Source organism: Clostridium pasteurianum, from assembly GCF_001705235.1.
GTDB lineage: Bacteria > Bacillota > Clostridia > Clostridiales > Clostridiaceae > Clostridium_S > Clostridium_S pasteurianum_A.
The window spans coordinates 538,251-554,784 of record NZ_MCGV01000001.1 but is presented as its reverse complement, the minus strand read 5'-3'; the positions used below and the strand labels follow the sequence as shown (position 1 = coordinate 554,784).

11 protein-coding genes and 1 pseudogene are annotated in these 16,534 nt (G+C 31.9%); 8 read left to right on the top strand and 4 right to left on the bottom strand.

Translation table 11 applies throughout. From position 1 onward, the window contains the following. The first annotated feature begins 110 nt into the window (after positions 1-110). From BEE63_RS02520 to BEE63_RS02500, 5 genes are all read left to right on the top strand, one after another. Positions 111-1,037: a ketopantoate reductase family protein gene (locus BEE63_RS02520; RefSeq protein ID WP_100369858.1), complete on the top strand. Its 927-nt coding sequence runs from the start codon at positions 111-113 to the stop codon at positions 1,035-1,037. A 50-nt stretch (positions 1,038-1,087) separates the two neighbouring features. Then, positions 1,088-2,473, top strand: coding sequence for an APC family permease (locus BEE63_RS02515; RefSeq protein WP_066019886.1), 1,386 nt, complete (start codon positions 1,088-1,090; stop codon positions 2,471-2,473). Between the two features lie 17 nt (positions 2,474-2,490). Next, positions 2,491-3,570 (top strand): branched-chain amino acid aminotransferase, encoded by a 1,080-nt coding sequence (locus tag BEE63_RS02510; RefSeq protein WP_066019885.1) that lies wholly within the window; start codon positions 2,491-2,493, stop codon positions 3,568-3,570. A 117-nt stretch (positions 3,571-3,687) separates the two neighbouring features. Continuing rightward, complete coding sequence (locus BEE63_RS02505; RefSeq protein WP_066019884.1) at positions 3,688-4,611, top strand: AEC family transporter; 924 nt, start codon at positions 3,688-3,690, stop codon at positions 4,609-4,611. 200 nt (positions 4,612-4,811) lie between these two features. Continuing rightward, the gene (locus tag BEE63_RS02500) at positions 4,812-7,682 is read left to right on the top strand and encodes an ATP-dependent DNA helicase (RefSeq protein WP_066019883.1); all 2,871 of its coding nucleotides are present in this window, start codon (positions 4,812-4,814) and stop codon (positions 7,680-7,682) included. 447 nt (positions 7,683-8,129) lie between these two features. Here the strand turns inward: BEE63_RS02500 and rd are convergent, their stop codons facing one another. The 3 genes from rd to trxB are packed head-to-tail and all read right to left on the bottom strand — an operon-like array spanning position 8,130 to position 9,484. After that, positions 8,130-8,294, bottom strand: a complete 165-nt coding sequence (rd, locus tag BEE63_RS02495; RefSeq protein WP_066019882.1) for a rubredoxin — start codon at positions 8,292-8,294, stop codon at positions 8,130-8,132. 14 nt (positions 8,295-8,308) lie between these two features. Continuing rightward, positions 8,309-8,539 (bottom strand): glutaredoxin domain-containing protein, encoded by a 231-nt coding sequence (locus BEE63_RS02490; protein WP_066019881.1) that lies wholly within the window; start codon positions 8,537-8,539, stop codon positions 8,309-8,311. An 18-nt stretch (positions 8,540-8,557) separates the two neighbouring features. Continuing rightward, on the bottom strand, positions 8,558-9,484 hold the full coding sequence (gene trxB / locus BEE63_RS02485) for a thioredoxin-disulfide reductase (protein WP_066019880.1): 927 nt from the start codon (positions 9,482-9,484) through the stop codon (positions 8,558-8,560). 321 nt (positions 9,485-9,805) lie between these two features. Here trxB and BEE63_RS21135 point away from each other — a divergent pair. After that, positions 9,806-10,090, top strand: a pseudogene (locus tag BEE63_RS21135) (family 1 glycosylhydrolase); the annotation flags it as partial. A 59-nt stretch (positions 10,091-10,149) separates the two neighbouring features. Here the strand turns inward: BEE63_RS21135 and BEE63_RS02480 are convergent. Continuing rightward, positions 10,150-11,403, bottom strand: coding sequence for a PucR family transcriptional regulator (locus tag BEE63_RS02480; RefSeq protein ID WP_066019879.1), 1,254 nt, complete (start codon positions 11,401-11,403; stop codon positions 10,150-10,152). Positions 11,404-11,622: 219 nt separating this feature from the next. On the opposite strand from BEE63_RS02480, the gene BEE63_RS02475 reads away from it, so the two are divergent. Continuing rightward, positions 11,623-13,755, top strand: a complete 2,133-nt coding sequence (locus BEE63_RS02475) for an FAD-dependent oxidoreductase (RefSeq protein WP_066019878.1) — start codon at positions 11,623-11,625, stop codon at positions 13,753-13,755. After that, a complete protein-coding gene (locus BEE63_RS22430) occupies positions 13,745-16,525 on the top strand; it encodes an FAD-binding protein (RefSeq protein ID WP_081312444.1) in 2,781 nt (926 codons plus the stop codon). The genes BEE63_RS02475 and BEE63_RS22430 overlap by 11 nt, the downstream gene beginning before the upstream one ends. Positions 16,526-16,534 lie beyond the last annotated feature (9 nt).

The window sequence follows — 16,534 nt, the reverse complement described above, 5'->3', positions numbered from 1 at the left end:
TTTTTACCTTAGATTTATAGAATTTTTTTAATGTTACAAATAAATGTTAATTCGCAATATTTAAATATTATGAATTGACAAAATAAAAAGAGAAAGGGAAGACTGTTTTAATGATAAAAGAAATAAAAAATGTATCTATAATTGGAATGGGTGCAATGGGCTGCGCTTATTCAAGTCATATTTTTAAAAATATACATAATGTTAACATAAAAATAATTGCTGAAGGTGAAAGAGCTGAAAGGTATAGAAAAAGTGGGTTTGTAATAAATGGGGAGAAATATTTTTATGATGTTGTTACCCCGTTTGAGAAATGTGAGAAAGCAGATTTAATAATAGTTTCAGTAAAATATAATCAGTTAAAAGAAGCAGTACAGCAAATTAAAAATCATGTTGGTGATAACACTATTATAATATCATTGCTAAATGGTATTACAAGTGAAGAAATACTTGGTGAAGTTTATGGCATAGATAAGGTTCTTTACTCAATATCAGCAGGAATAGATGCTGTTAGGGAAGGACATCAGAATGTAACATTTAAAAACATTGGTTATATTGAATTTGGAGAAAAAAGTAATAATACTTTAACAGATAAAGTTATAACTCTTAAAGAATTTTTTAATAAGGCTAAAATTGAAAACAGGATTCCAAAGGACATGCTCAGAATGTTATGGTGGAAATTCATGGTTAATGTTGGCATAAACCAAACATCAGCAGTTTTAAGGGCAACTTATGGGGTATTTCAAAAGGAAAAAGCTGCAATTGATATTATGAAAGCTGCTATGAAGGAAGTTATTTTAGTAGCTGAAAAAGCAGGTATTAATCTAACAGACGAGGATATAGAAGCTTGGGTGAAGGTTTTAAACAAGCTGTCACCTGATGGAAAAACATCAATGTGTCAGGATATGCTGGCAAAGAGAAAATCAGAGGTTGGAATTTTTGGAGGTACAGTTGTTGAGCTTGGCAGAAAGTACAATGTGTCAACACCTGTAAATAGTACACTTACTAATATTATTAAAGTTACAGAATCTATGTATTAATGGACTTATTTTAAGATATTGAAAACAATAAGATAAAGGGGGAAATTTTAATGGCTAAAAATGAATTGAAAAAAAATCAATTAAATTACCTTGAAGTAATAGCATTATCGGTTGCTATTATAGCACCAACCTTTGCTATGTCTATGAATGTATCTTTAATGGCGAGCATATCTTCGTACTCTACTAGTTTAGTTTTCTTTGTAAGTACACTTATAATGGGATGTGTGGCTTTAGCATTTGTGAAATTTAATCAGTATATTTCAACTGCAGGCTCTGTTTATACTTTTGTGCAAAAATCTCTAGGTAAAAGAGCTGGAACAGCTTCAGGATGGATATTATTTTTGGCATACTTTATGTTTTTTACTGGATGTTGCTGTGCCTTTGCTGGACTTTTCGCGCAATTCATAAAGGAGATTAGTGGTGTTACACTTCCATGGGTGCCTGTTGCAATAATATGTGCTATAGGAATGTGGTATATTTCAATTAATGAAGTTGCAATAAGTACACGCGTAATGCTTATATTTGAGGGTATAACAATATTAATGATACTTGTTCTTTCAGTTGTAATAGTTGCAAAAGCTGCTATGACAACAGGATTAAATTTAGCACCTTTTAAGTTAAATGGTAATAGCGTTGGAACTATAGGTAGTGCTGGAGTTGTTGCACTTTTATGTTTTGGCGGCTTTGAAGGAGCATCGAGTTTAGGAGAAGAAAGTAAGAATCCTAAAAAGGTAATACCGCTTGCGCTTGCAAGTACAGTTATAGTAACTGGAATATTCTTCATCTTTGTAAGTTATGCTCAAGTTATAGGCTTCGGTGCTACGAAAAGTGGTTTAGCAGCACTTACAAAATCTTCTTCAACTACTGTAGATTTATCACAAAAATACATTGGAAAATCTTTTGCTATATTATTAACCTTTGGAGCAAGTTTATCAGCCTTTTCATCAGCTTTAGGTTCTTTGACGGCTGGCGCAAGAACTCTTTTTACAATGAGTAGGGATAAAAACATTCCATCCGTATTTATGAATGTTCATCATAAACACAGTACACCATATATAGCATTAAATGTTATGTTAGTTGCAGCAGTTGGAATAATTTGTGCAATGTTTAAAAATGATGGAATAACAACTTACGGTTATTTGGGAACCATTGGTGCTTTAAGTCTTTTAATAGCTTATTTGCTTACATGTCTTGGAGCGATAATATACTTCAAAGCTAAGGGAATTTGGAAAACTTATAATTTAATACTTCCTACTATAGGTTTACTTGGACTTGCATTTGCATTCTATTCAAACATTTATCCTGTACCAAGTTATCCAATAAATATTTTCCCTTATATAGTACTTGGATGGACAGTTGTAGGATTTTTATTTAGTGAAATTTATAGCAGAAGTAATGAAAATGTAATTGAAGAACGTGAAGAAGAAGCAGTATAGTGATGGGAGTGAATATAATGAATTTTTCAATAAAAGAAATTCCAGATAGTGAATTAAAGCCAATGTATAAAGACTATGACAGTCTGGGATTTGGTCAGATTTATACTGATTATATGTTTAATATGAAGTGGACAAAAGAAAATGGATGGGAAAAGGGAGAGCTTACAAAATATGAACCCATGACCTTTGATCCAGCATCGGTTGTGATACAATATTCTCAGGAAGTTTTTGAGGGTATGAAAGCGTACTACTCAAAAGATGGAAGAGTACTTTTATTTAGACCTTTTGATAATGCTAAGAGGATGTACAGGTCTGCTGAAAGATTGTGTATGACACCAGTTCCAGAAGAGGTTTTTGTGGATGCTGTAAAGGAACTTGTAAAAATGGATAAAAGATGGCTTCCTAAAGAAAAAGGAACATCTCTTTATATAAGACCTACTCTTATGGGGACAGGAGTAGCTTTAGGAGTTCATCCTTCTCCAGAATATAATTTCTGTGTTTTTATAACTGCAGTTGGAGCTTATTTTAGCAGCGGATTTAATACAGTTAGTTTGTATGTAGAGGATAAGCTTGTTCGTGCAGTTGTAGGTGGAGTTGGAGATGCAAAAACAGGAGGAAACTACGCCGCAAGCCTTCTAGCAGGATTAAAGGCTGAAAAGAAAGGATTTTCTCAAGTATTGTGGTTAGATGCTAAAGAAAATAAGTATGTAGAAGAAGCAGGTTCTATGAATATTTTCTTTGTTTATGGAAATAAGCTTGTAACACCCAAGCTTACGGGCTCAATACTTCCTGGTATAACGAGAGATTCTGTAATAAAATTAGCAGAACATTTAGGATACGAAGTTGAAGAAAAAAATATATCTATAGATGAAGTTATAGATGGAATTAAGAATAAGAAAATAACAGAAATGTTTGGAACAGGTACTGCAGCAGTTATAGCCCCTGTTGGTGGCTTGTGTTATAAAAGTGAAACAGTTTATGCAGGTGATAATGAGGTGGGAAAGGTAACTGAAGAACTTTATAATAAGCTTGTAAACATTCAGTATGGCGAAGAGGAAGATATCTTCGGTTGGGTAGAGACTGTAGATACAATATAGATATTAAAAAAGAGAACCGATAAGGTTTTCTTTTTTTATTTAATTTGGTACAATTTTAAATATAACGCATAAATTCTATTAAATATGAACATATGAGAAAGATTAGGGGAATTTATAATGATTAGTTTATTGTTAATACGTAAAATTGTACAGCTATTTTTTATTATGCTTTTAGGATATATACTTGTTAAATTGAAAGTTGTAAAATCGGAAGAGAGTGTTGTTTTATCTAAATTATCACTTTATCTTATTACACCTTGTGTTATAATTAATGCCTTTCAAGTTGATTTTAAAAATGATGTTCGGCAGGGGCTACTATTGGCACTTATAGTTTCTGTTATTATTCATATTCTTTTAATTATAATTGCATACCTTATAAAAAATATATTTAAATTAGAGGAAGTAGAAATTGCTTCTATAATTTATTCTAATGCTGGAAATCTTATTATTCCAATTGTAACATCAGTTTTAGGGGCAAAATGGGTTATTTATTCAAGTGCATTCATATCAGTACAATTAGTTTTTTTATGGACGCATTGCAAAGTAATGTTTTCAAAAGAAGAAAAGTTATATATTCGTAAAATTATTTTAAATGTAAATATGCTTTCAATTTTTTGTGGGGTTTTTCTCTTGATATCAGGTGTTAGACTTCCCGGAATAATACATGAAGCAATGAGTTCTGTTGGAGATATGATTGGACCAGTTGCTATGCTTGTTACTGGTATGATAATTGCAGGAATGCCTTTTAAACAATTTTTTGTTCATAAAAAAATCTATTTAGTAACATTTTTTAGAATGATTTTTTGTCCGGCTGTTATAATAATGTTATTAAAGTTTAGTAATGCAGCAAGTTTAGTACATAATGGAAAAGAAATATTACTTATTACGTTTTTAGCAACTGCAACTCCAGCCGCATCGACTGTGACACAGTTTGCACAGATATATAATAAGGATGCCGAATATGCAGGGGCAATTAATATCATGACAACAATATTGTGTATTGTGACTATGCCTGTATTTGTAACTTTATACTATTTGTAAAGCTAAATTTATTACCATAAGGTATCTTTACGAAAATTTTTAATGACTTGAGTTTTGAATCTGTAACATCTTATTTTATGTTAATTGAAATTTTATTTTTAAAATACATGGAATATGAAGCGAAAAAAGAAAAGGTGAAGAAAGTTGGAATTAGAAACATCAATTGATGAAAATAAATCATCTAAAAGAATGTGTGAATTATGAAGCCATATAGTATATTAAACAATCTAGTATTTTTAAATATAATAGCAGCAAATGAGAGCAAGCTTATAACGGTTGATGCTGTTAAGATAAAGGATAGAGTGGTTACTAAATTTAATAAAGTTTTAGAACTTAGTAAAGTTAAAGAAGAACTTAAAAATTTCGCTGAAGGTCTTTCTTTTGTTTGTTATAATTCAAAAGACGAGCTTAATATTGAAGGTGAATTTTTAGATTTATTAGAGCTTGTAGCAATACTTTTTCCGGAACTTAAAGAGTTTAACCTTCAGTATTTAAAGAATAAATTTGTCCCAGAAGATGAATATATTAGTGTTTCAGAAGAAATGATAGAAGTACTTAATTATGTTATAAGCCGCTTTTATTATGAAAATGGTTATGCTATTCCTATAAATTTATTAGAACTAGAAAATTGGAACTGGTATAAGTATATTTCCAGCGTGAATATGGATGATGTGAAGTGTTTTGCTAATAACAAACCTGTTGTGTTAGAAAATAAGAAAAGAGAGCCGTATCCAGTTTTTGCGCTTAAGGATTACGAAAAGCTTTTTGAAAATGAAGCTATATGGAAACGTGGGGGAAGAAGCTATACTTTAAGACCACAACAGAGAGATGCAGCTAAGGTCATAAGAGAAGGATTAGAAAAAGGAAAAATAACAATAATGGAAGCACCAACGGGTCTTGGAAAAAGTATGGCGTATTTGCTTCCTTCTATTATTTATACATATCTTAAACAAGAAAAAGTGATTTTATCTACAAATACTAAGGGATTACAAGGTCAACTTGTAGATAAAGATATACCCAATATTTTAGAAGCACTGGATTTAAAAAGGGATGTTAACTATACCTTGATAAAAGGAAAGGGCAATTATCTATGTTTTGATAGGTTTGAGGATATAGAATATCCAGATGATATGAAAACTCTCCTTGGTTATGTGTACTTAAAAAGGTTATTAACGGAAAAGCAAATTGGGGACATTGAAGAAATAAGTGATGATATAAAAGAAAAATTTAATTTAAATAAGTTACTAGAACAGTGCTTTTGTGATTCGGAGCTTTGTGATGTGGATAGCTGCAAATATAAAGAAAGATGCTATTATGCCTTAAAGGTTGAGGCGTTAAAAGAAGCTCAGCTAGTTGTAGTAAATCATTCACTTTTATTAAAGTGGCCTTATCAAAATATTGCGCCACTTCAAAATATTGTGGTGGATGAAGCACATAATTTAACTAAAGAAGCTTATGATACTTTTGAAAGCAATTTGATTTCTTATGAGTTTGAGAAATTTTTAGATGATATATATAATAGCAGAGGAAAAAGTGGATATTTATATTATTTATCAAAGAGAACTAAAAAGGAAAACTTGCCTTTAAGCCAAATAGAGAGTGATATAGAAAACTGTAAAAATCAAATTATAAGAATTAAAGCTGTTTTTGAAAGTTATGTATCTACCAGTGGAATAAGCAGGGAGTACAATATTAAAGAGCGTTTTAATAAGCTTAATCCCAAGATAGCGGGAATAATGGAGCAGTTAGATTATCTTAAAGAGGATATAGCAAGTTTAAATATAGATTTAGAAAAAGCAATTACCGCTTTAAAAAATATATCTACTTTAGAAAAGGATAAGAGACTTAAAATACTCACAGAAAAGATAGAAAACATGAATGATTACCTTAGGCTTTTAGAGGAAGTACATACTCAAAGGGAAGAGGATTATTGCTTTTATTTTGAAGTGGATAGAAATTTTAAGTGGTGGAAAATATCAAGCATACCTTTAGATGTGTCTGGTGCTTTTTATGAAAAGGTTCTAAAGGGAGTTAAAAGCTGCTTGTTTTTATCAGCTACTTTAAGTACGAATAAGGGATACAATAATTTGAGAAACACTTTGGGAATTAACATTGCCAGCTCGGAAAACAAGGAAATAGTAGAAGTGCCACCTATAAAGCCAATTTTTAAATATAAAGAGAAAAGTGCAATTTATGCAGTGCAAGGAATGGATCCAAATGATGTAGATGCTTTTTCAGAGGAAATGGAAGATTTTATTTTAGAACTTTTAAATAATGTAGAGGGAAATATCATTATACTTTTTACAAGCATAAAAAGGCTTAAACTATTTAAAGAAAAGGCGGCGGAAAAGCTTAAGGCTCTGGGAATTAGCATTGTTGAAAGCAAAAAAGATATAGAAAAATTGAAATCTAGAGAAGAAAGATATATTTTACTAGGCTCAAAGGGATTTTTTGAAGGCATAGATATACCAGGTGATACTATGGCAACTGTGGTTTTAGATAAACTTCCGAATATAAATGGCAAGGAACCCTTTTATAAATCATTAATAGATAGAAGTATTGAAAAAGGTAAAAACTATTGGAATGCTTATGCAGCAGTGAATTTCCCAATAGTATCTATAGATTTAAAGCAGATTTATGGCAGAATTATAAGAACGGAATATGATTATGGAGCTTTATTTATTATGAGCAAATTTGATAGTAACAATTCCACCGTAAGAAAGCTTGAAAAACAGCTTTATGGGGTGCCTATTATAAGAAAAAATAGGTTCCAGATTTTTAAGGACTTGAATTACAGGCGAATAAGGTGGAGACAAATAAACCTATATAAGATAATGAAAGAGGTTAAGGTTTCTTTAAATAAATCTATTTTAGAAAAAAGGCCTAAGGATATAGAGAAATTTATAAATGAATTTATGGCTTTAGAATATGGCAAAAGGCGTTTAAAATATGATGTAAGTATTGAGCTAAAGGGAAAGCTAGAAATTTATATTTGTGGAAAAAAAGTAAACTTAGGCATAAGTAGAAAAAATATAGAAGAGTACTTTGGGGATATTTATTATAAGAATTAAGGGAGCTGCTGCAATAAATATATTAAGTTATAATTTATAAGGAATATTTTTCTCCGATTCTCTACGAAAATACACTGTTAACGAGATTTTACAATAAATATGATTATAATTTCTTCAAATAATGCACTATAAAGATTTAATCCAAAATTCCGTAGGAACGGAGGAATTTTTTCCTTGTACTACCGTGGGAATGAAGTAACAATGCTGAAGGAACGATTTAAAAAAATTCTAATAAATCTTGGTTCAAAAATTGTAAAATGCTTAGATATTTCAATCTGTCTGAGCAATAGCGAGTTATTGAAATATCTTAGTATTTTACAATTTTTGAACCTTAGATTCATAGGATTTTTTTAACGCAACGAAGCATTGTTACTTCACTAACTTCCAGTTTGTCGTGATGAACTTAATATTAACAATTTCAGCCTTCCCTCTTCTTGTCTATCTATATTACTCCTGAGCCTCTTCGAATTGGTCTTTGCCAACACCACAGAGTGGACAAGTCCAATCATCAGGTATATTTTCAAAAGATGTTCCAGGCTGTACACCGTTATCCGGGTCACCTTCAGCTGGATCATAAATGTATCCACATACTACGCATACGTATTTTTTCATATAAATTCCTCCTTTTATTTGTTTAATAATAAATTGTCTATAGCAGGTTTGTCAAAACCAACAACTATATTTCCATCAACATTTATAACGGGAACACCTGATTGTTTAGACAAATTAAGCATTTCTTCTCTTGCTTTTAAATCTTCTTGAACATTTAAATCCTCAAATTCTATATTTTGTGATTTTAAGTATGATTTTGCTTTTACGCACCAAGGACAAGTTGGTGTAGAATATACTTTTACCATAATAAATTCCTCCTCGAATTAAAATTGTTTTATATATTTTTCAGCCATTAATGCAGCAATAGAACCATCATTAACAGCAGTAGTAAGCTGTCTTATTTCTTTTTCTCTAACATCTCCAGCAGCAAAAACACCTTTAATGTTAGTTTCAAGCTTTTGGTTTGTTTTAATATAACCAGATTCTGATAAAATTAAACTATCTTTAAAAATATCTGTTTGAGGCTTGTTGCCTACGTATACAAAAATACCATCAGCTTTTAAAGATTTAGTCTCACCAGTTTTCTTGTTTTCGGCTATAATTTCTGTAATTGCATTATCACCGATTACATGAGTTATTTCAGTATTTAATAATAAGTCTACATTTTTATGCTTAAATAATTCATCTTGACTAATTTTTTGTGCTTTTAGGTTTTCTGAATGATGAACAACTAGTATGTTTTTTGCATATTTTGTTAAGAATAGTGCTGCATCTATAGCAGAATTTCCTCCACCAACAACTATTATGTCTTTTCCTTCATACATTGCACCATCGCATAATTCGCAATAATGTATGCATTTACCATGAAGCTTTTCCTCTTCTGGGACTGGAAGCCTCTTACTTTTGGAACCAGTTGCAATAATTACAGATTTAGCTTTGTATATTGTACTGTCTGTTTCTATTATTTTTTCATCATCAGATAGTTTAACTTTTTCTATATTTTCAAATTCATTTATATTTGCACCTGATTTTATAGTTTGCTCTTGCATTCTATCAGCTAGATCTGAACCTGAAATGGAATTAAAACCAGGAAAATTTTCAACGGAAAAGGTTTCTCTAATTTGTCCTCCTATAAGTCCATTTTCAAATATTAAAGTATTAAGTTTAGAACGTGCTGCATATAAACCAGCTGTAAGACCGGCAGATCCAGCACCAATTATGGCTAAATCTAATTTCTTTTCATTTTTCATATTATATCAACTCCAATAATTGAGAATTATATCTATAATTAGAAAAACACAATAGTTATTTATTAATAATTATTATCTATAAATAATATATCACTTTCAATTCGCTTTGACAATAGTTTTTACAATATTATTAAATTTATTTACAATAACTTTATAAGCGTATAAAATTAAAGGAGACAAATTTAATAGTATAGATGAACAAGTTGAAATATTTAAATTACTAACACCAAAATTATCCCTACAAACTGGAGGTTGACTCAGAGCACAGAGTACAGGGAAGGATGATTTTTCTCCGCTGTCACTACAAAAAATCTTAAACCTAATGCAGATCAGCAGCGCGCTTTTGCAGAGGGAGGAGTATTTAAGGGGGCACAAAATTCTAATCTAGAAAAGGCTGAATTTGGATGGGAAATAGATCCTGTAGGCTTTAAAAATACACTTCGTGAAATAAATGAAAGATATAATTTGCCATTAATAGTTACGGAAAATGGTTTTGTGTATGTTAATCGTGATGAATTTGATTTGAAGGATTTAAAGAGAATTAAAAAGAGGAGTTTTTGCTGGTATAAAGATGTAATAATGAACAACGGAGAAGAGCTGAAATAAGTAAATTGTGGCTGCAGCACTAAGAAATTAGTGCAGTAGCTTTTTGTTGTAGTTATATATTAATTTATTTCGGACATATTTAAGTAATCAATAATGTGAAAAGAAAGTTCATAATTATACAATCGTTCAGAATTATCCAGTGATAGATTAAGTAATTCAGTTATTTTATTTAGTCTATAAAAAAATGTACTTTTATGGATGTGAAGTGCTTTTGAAGCTCTTACTGCATTGCGGTTTTCTTCTAAATATGTATGTAAAGTCAAAAACAATTCATTTTTGAATTTCTTGTCGTGATCTATAAGAAAAAGAATATCTGGATGAATTGCAGCAAGTAAGAAATGTCTATCGTTGCAATATGATAGTATTGAATCTGTTACTTTATTTTCATAATATATAATTGACTTATCTTTTGTAGATGAGTTTTTTATATTTGAAGCATTTATTAATTTATATGCTTGATGATAATACTCACGAAGATCTGAAAGATTACTGCAGCAATAACTTAAAGAACTAATGAAGCAGTTAAATTGAAGAAAATTTTTAAGTTTATATTCTTCTAATTCACTAAAAGGTTTATTTGAATTTTTACTGATAAGCACGGTTAAATGCTCATTATAATAGGCTACTAAATATGTTGGGAAAATAACCTGAAGCTGACTTTTTAAATAGTTTATTTTAGAAGAAACAAGTGCATTTTCGTAAGTACTTGAAATTATTAGAAACCAAAAATTAGAACAAAGAGGATGCCCAAGCTGGTCAAATCTATTCCTAAAATATTCAGGATTATCAATTGGTTTTTCTATTAAATCACTTAAAAGGTATTCAAATTGAGCCTCATAAGTTCCATAATAAAAATTACACTTTTGCATTTCTAAAGATAAAATTCCTGATAAAATATCTACAATTTCAAGATCTAAATCTAAAAAATTTCTAGTTGTATCACGCACACAAATATAGCCAATTACTGATTTATTAATGTGTATGGGACAAAAAATCATATGGTAATTAGGATATTTAGATTCAAAGAAAAATGCATTTTGGGTCTGAAAGATTCTGTCCATAAGTTTTTCTTCCTGCATGGTTTTTAGGTTATTTAATGGTAAATATAGAGTTCCATTTTTATTATCCAGCAATTCCATATATTCATTTTTAGGATAGTTTTCTATTACGGAGTAACTAGAAGTACAAACAGTAATAGAATTGTTTAAGTAATTATGAGCTAATTTTAATATTTCTTTTATGCCATCATTGTTTAAAAGTGAGTTGTAAAGAGTGTCTTTTATTTCAGTAAGTTTTTTATCATAAGTATCCATCTTTTGATTAACTCCCTTCTTATAACTCTTATATATATTGTAAACTTTATTTAGAATTTTCTCAATTCATATTCAGACAAATGTCTGAAATAAAATGATTTTTTAATTGAATTTTTCAACATTTGAAGGAAGTATCGGTAAGAAAAGACATGTATAATAATTGTTAAAGGGATAACAATACTTTGTGATTTTATAATTAAATAAGGAAGTGGTAGACAAGTGGTTAGCATTACAATAGATGGAAAGAAATTTGAAGTTACCGAAGGTGTAAACGTTTTGGAAGCTGCGCTTCAGAATGGAATTTATATTCCACATTTATGCCATCATCCTGACTTGCCAGAACTTGGTTCATGTCGCTTATGTGTAGTTGAAGTAGAAGGAAAGGAAGGAGTTTTTACATCTTGTACACTTAAAGCAGAGGATGGCTTAAATATCTGTACGAAAAGTGAAAAAATTAATCGGTTAAGAAAGCTTGCAATGGAATTATTACTTGCAGCTCATCCAGAAGATTGTTCAACTTGCCCTAAATATGGAAGATGTGAATTTCAGACATTGATACAGTATATGGAAGTATCTGCAGCAAGAATGAGGACAAGAGTAAAAGGATTTAAAAGTAATGAAGAAAATCCTCTTTTAATTCATGATATGAATCGCTGCGTATTATGTGGAAGATGTGTGCGTGCTTGTAATGATTTGAGAGGAGCAAAAGTTCTTAAGTACAATAAGAAAGATATGGAGACATATGTAGGAACCCTTCATGATAAATTACTAAAGGATTCAGATTGCCGTTTTTGTGGAGCATGTGCAGAGGTCTGTCCAACAGGAACTATTCGTGATATGTTAAATTATTCTCCTATAGAGAAACATGATACTTTAATTCCATGTGAAGCTACCTGTCCGGTACATACGAATATACCTAGATATTTGCGTTTTACAAAGGAAGGTAAATTTGCTGAAGCTACAGCAGTTATACATGAAAGACTTCCTTTCCCAGAATGTTTAGGTCGTGTATGTGCGCATCCATGTGAAGGCAAATGCAGACGAGGCGAGGTCAATGAAGCTGTGTCTATTCGTGATATTAAAAGATATGCTGCAGAACATGACAATAATAAATTATGGAAGAAAAACAGCAAACATCTTCCATCAACAGGAAAAAAAGTTTGTGTAGTTGGAGGTGGTCCAGCTGGACTTGCAGCGGCATTTTATTTGGCTAAGCAGGGACATGAAGTTGTTTTGAAAGAAGCATATCCAAAGCTTGGTGGACAAATGCAGTATGGAATTCCAGCCTATCGTTTGCCTCGTGAAATTGTAGACAAAGAAGCTAATTACGTTAAAGAAGTTGGGGTTAAGGTTGAAGTAAATACTAGAGTAGATGAGCCTAAAGGATTATTAAAGAAATTTGATGCAATACTTATGGCTATAGGAACTCACAAGGGGGTACGTCTTCCTATGGAAGGAAATGAACTTGATGGAGTTATAGTTAATACAGAATTTTTGCGAAAGGCTTCAATGGGTGAAAATACTGGAATTGGAAAACATGTTATTGTTTTAGGCGGAGGAAATGTTGCTTTTGATTGTGCAAGAACTGCTAAGCGTCTTGGGGCAGAGGAAATTCATTTAGCATGTCTAGAGAAGCGTGAAGTAATGCTAGCTGATGATGAGGAAATTAAAGAGGCTGGAGAAGAAGGCATTTTTGTACATCCCGGACAAACTTTTGAGAGAATTGTTGGTGATGATAAAGTTACTGGTGTTGCTTTTTGCAATGTTAAGAACTTTTCTTTTGATGAAAACCGCAGAGCCATCATTGAAAAGGAACCTGATTCAGAACACATTATTAATGCTGATACTGTTATATTTGCAGTTGGGCAGAGAACTGCAATAAGTGAAGAAGCAGGACTAAAGCTTGGACGTGGAAATTCTATTGCAGTTGAAATAGGAAAAAGTGCAAAGACAAGTGTAGAAGGAATTTTTGCCTGCGGAGACGCAGTATATGGAACTAAAACTGTAGTTGGAGCAGTTGCAGCAGGAAGAGATGCAGCCAGTGAAATTGATCGATATCTTGGTGGAGATGGAGATATTTCAGAGGTATTAGCACCTAAAGATAAAAAAACTTCAAACATTGGAAGAATAGAAAAATTTGGCTATCTAAAGCGTGCAAAAGAGGACATTGTACAAGCAGATGAGAGAAAAGATAATTTTAATAATGTAAACAAAGGGCTTTGCAGTGATGATATTTGCAGTGAGGCAGGAAGATGTTTGCAGTGTGACCTTAGATTCGATATTACAAAGCATCGTGTTTGGAGCGATTATTCTATAAGTAATGAAGTGGAGGCGAATAAAAATGCTGACTAATAATACTAAGGCACTTATATTGGCAGAAAAAATTGAAAAAGAAGCTGCACTATCATGCTTACAGGGAATGTATGATTATGGCACAAGACCTATGAAAGTTTTGGATATGATAGAGGAAAAAACCAATTGCAAAATTATAGTTGGGGCATTAAATAATTCTGATACAGATGGAATGCTTAATATTTTGGCAAAAACAAATCCAGCTGGACTTGCAGCAGGTCTTTCAGTATTAGTAAAGGCAGCAGGAGCAGAAGAAGCTCTATTGATACTTCGCAATACGGATAATGAAGCCGAATTATTAGCAGGTGCAAAAACAGCAGGAGTAAAACTTAGAGTAGAAGCAAGCGAAATAGTTGATGTAAGAGCACATAAAGAGCATGTTATTTTTAATTTAGAGACTTTAGCAGGAGTTGCGGATAAAATTACAGGAATATCACCAGAAATTATCATATCAGTCAATGAAGATGTACCTAAGGAAGTTAAGTTTGGTACAAAGCTTGCGGATTTGGTAGATACAGCTAAGATTAAATCGATTATGATTAACCATCATTTTCATGGATTAGAAGTATTAAATAATAACATTACAAAGGAGAAATCCTATGGAAGCGGTGTTATTCATATAATTTATGAAAATGACTGCATAGTAGAAAAGACAAAAAAAGAGCTAGAAGATCTTAGAAAGCAGAGCTGCGGGAAATGTACTTTTTGCCGTGAAGGATTATATCAACTTGATGTTATATTTGATGACATGACAAAAGGAAGATCAAAGAAAGATGATATTGCTATGGTAGAAGAGCTAACCAGTGCAATGGAATTTTCATGTAATTGTTCATTAGGAAAAAGTTCAGGAGAACCAGCAGCAAGTGCAATAGCAAAATTTAAATCAGAAGTAGAGCAGCATACTAAGAAGAGAGGCTGTCCTGCTGGTCAATGTTTAGCTTTTACCAATATATATGTAGATCCCGCAAAATGCAAGGGATGTGGAAAATGCCTGGAAGTATGTCCGGAGGATTGTATTGAAGGAAAAAAGGGTTATATTTCAATGATTGATGAATTTGACTGCACTAAATGCGGCAAATGTATAGATGAATGTCCTAATAATGCAATTGTTAAGGTAAATGGAAAAGCTCCTAAACTGCCTACAAAATTAACAAGAATAAAAGGAAGTAGAAATTTAGTAGAAGAGGAAACAGAAAAGAAAAAACAGCACAATTTAAAGAGGCATAGAAGTAGGCTTGTTATGCCTCTTAAAAAAGATAATAATGAAGAACATAAGGAAATATCGAAGATTAAAAAGTCTAAGGAGGGAACTATTATGAAAAAGATGGAAACAGATATTATAATCGCAGCAGGAGGCCCAGCAGGACTTGCAGCAGCTATTACAGCTGGAGAAAACAATTTAAAATCTATTCTTTTTGAAAAATCCAGTGCAACAGGTGGAGCAGCAAACATGGGTATGGGACCACTTGGAATAGATACTAAAATTCAGAAAGATGGCTTTAATAACATCAGTGTAGAAGAAGCTCTTGATATGCATATGAAATATACTCATTATCGTGTAGATGAAGACTTAGTTCAAACATACTTTAATAAGAGTGCAGAGACTATCGAATGGTTACAGGATATGGGAGTAGAATTTGCAGGAGCATTTCGTTATTTTAAAGAATCTGAGGCAACTTGGCATATAGTTAAACCTGAAAATGGAGTTATTGGACCTCGTGCGGCTAGTGGAATGGTAAAAGTTATGACAGAAAGAGCAAAAGAACTTGGAACAGAAGTTTTACTAGGAACACCAGTAGTATCTTTAATAAAAGAAGATGGGAAAGTATGTGGTGTTACAGCAGAGGATAGTGAAGGAAATATCATTGAAGCTAGGGCAAAGGCTGTTATTGTAGCAACTGGAGGCTTTGGAAATAATAAAGACATGATAAAATCTGAATTTGGATTAACAATTGGAGAAGATTACTTCCCATTTACGATTCCTGGAATTACAGGTGATGGCTTAAAAATGATGTGGCAAGCAGGTGCAATGAAATATGGAGAAAATATTGAGGCAATTTATCAGCTTCCTGATAATTTAAGCTGGTTCTTATTAGATGCAGTCTTGCGTCAGCCAAATCTTTTAATCAATCAGCTTGGTGACAGATTTATGAATGAAGGTGACATGGGTAATACTACATTTACAGGGAATGCTATTGCAATGCAGCCGGGAAACTATGCTTATTGTATTATGGATGAAAGTGTTTTAAAACATTATAAAAAGAATGGACCAGATATTTTTGATATTGTTCATCCAGCAGATGCTTTCCTTGCATTTGATGAACAGGCTGATAAGGCAGTGGAGCAGGGTTATGAAGCATATTTCGAAGCAGAAACAATAGAAGAGCTTGCTAAAAAGCTTAATATTGATGCCGAAAAATTACAAGATACTATTGATGAATACAATGAAGCCTGTGAAACGGGAGTAGACACTAAGTTTCATAAAAAACAAGCATATCTTCATCCTATTACTGGAAAAGGGAAGTATTTGGTTGGAAAGTTCTACCTTGGAGCTTATGGAACAATAGGTGGTGTTCGTATCAATAAATACTGTGAAGTTTTAGATGAAAGCTTTAATCCAATTGAAGGACTTTATAGTGCAGGAACTGATGCTAATACTATTTATGGAGACAGCTATAACTTTACTCTTCCTGGTAACAGCATGGGCTTTGCAGTTAATTCTGGGCGTATGGCAGGAGAAAGTGCTGCAGATTATATTAAAGAGGTATAGAGAGAGGGG